We start from the raw sequence: 1,612 nt of genomic DNA on the forward strand, positions 1-1,612 counted from the left end.
CTTGCGCTTGCCGAGCGCAAGGAACCGCGCGCTGCAAAAACAGAATTAGTACAGCGCCCCGTGCTGCAACGTGAAGGAGCTAAGGCAGCATGAAAAACAAAAGCTGTACAGCGCCCCATGCTGCACCATACAGCGCCCCGTGCTGTAGTCGCGGAACACGTTCAGCGCCCCGTGCTGTAAGAATCCCTGACTACAGCGCCCCGTGCTGTAGTCAGGGCCAGTTTGAGGCTGTTCGTACAGCGCCCCGTGCTGTCCTTATAAGTATTACCAGGCGGAGCCCGTTTTCTTTTGTTCCGATCCACCGCTGTGGAGCTGTCGATTCACGCTCCTGCTGCTAACGCTCTGTGCGTTACCGGCACTGGTGCAGATCGTTCACCAGTGCACGTCGTTCACCACTGCCAACAGAATCCATACCCAACCATGCCGGGACCGTATGCACACACACCTCGGATCTGGGCGGCTCCGAGCAGTGGCCGACTTCATCCAGTCTCAAACACGGAAAACCCCATGCCCAAAGTGAAGCTGATCGACGCGCTTACGAAGCGCGCGCTGGCAAAGCAGTTGATGCGTGCTGGCTGTCCCAAACAGGAGGCGGAGCAAGTCGTGTCCCGCCTCACGCAGAGAGAGCGCTGGCGAAAGCTACCGCAGACCGTTCAATCAGAGATCGCCTGGAAAGTGGCACCACCACGGAGAAGACAGCACCATGAGCATAGATACCGAAATCGACACTGCGGCCCGGGCCTTCAACGAGGCTGCAACCGCCCTTGCCGATGCAATGCTGGCCAAGCTGCAGACGACCGACCCCGAGCTGACGGCGAAGGTTGCCCACGTTCTGGAGCGCGGCGAGCGCATGGTGCTGGCGCTGGAGATCAACCCGGAAGCGCCGGCCATCTGGTGGGCGACCATCAACGATTACCAGCAACTGCGCCGGATCATGACGATCCCCGGCACAGGCGGAGCGCAGCAGCATTGAGGGGCGCGGCGCTCCAGCGCCAGAGCAATGCAGCCTCGCCTGAGTGCGAGGTCTGCGGCTGCGCAATCAAGGTCAGCCAAACAGGCCGGCCGCGAAGGTACTGCAGCGCAAAGTGTCGCGCCAAGGCATACCGCTGCAGGGGTGCCATCTCGTGGCTACGCCAGATCGAGGCGATCAACCAAGAACTGGAAAGTGCGCTCTGTATCGATTGGAGCGACGAGGATCATCGCGTAACGTGACAAAACGGTTCCCTCTGCGTGGCGAAAGGCTGTGATGCGCGCACGCGCGCTGGTGCAATGGGCTTCACCATCAGGAGAGCGGAAATGCCCTTGCCCGACGACATTCAGCACATCAACGCCAGCCTTGAGAAGGTCGGAACCAACCTGAAGGCCTACAAGGAAAGCACAGAGGAGCGACTCAACGCGTTCCAAGCCGACATGCAGGCGCTGCAGCAAACGGTCGCTGCCGGTGCGCACAACCTGGGGCCGCAGTTCAGCACCGGCCCGTCGGTCGGCACGCGCGCTGCTGAAGCAATCAGCACCGATCCCAGCTTCGCCGCAGCCCGCGACCAGGCCGAGCGGAACATGAAGGTCAGCCAGTTCGCTGCGCGCGCGAACATCGATGCGTCGATCAAGGCAG

Annotated in this window: 2 protein-coding genes; both read left to right on the top strand. The window is 61.4% G+C overall.

The genetic code is table 11. The features are described 5' to 3' along the window. Nucleotides 1–703 precede the first annotated feature (703 nt). Complete coding sequence (locus ABZX22_RS44965; RefSeq protein ID WP_354923448.1) at nucleotides 704–973, top strand: hypothetical protein; 270 nt, start codon at nucleotides 704–706, stop codon at nucleotides 971–973. A 296-nt stretch (nucleotides 974–1,269) separates the two neighbouring features. Further along, the coding region (locus ABZX22_RS44970) for a hypothetical protein (RefSeq protein ID WP_354923450.1) at nucleotides 1,270–1,612 on the top strand (343 nt) is incomplete at its 3' end.

Source organism: Nonomuraea sp. NPDC003804, assembly GCF_040610675.1.
GTDB lineage: Bacteria > Actinomycetota > Actinomycetes > Streptosporangiales > Streptosporangiaceae > Nonomuraea.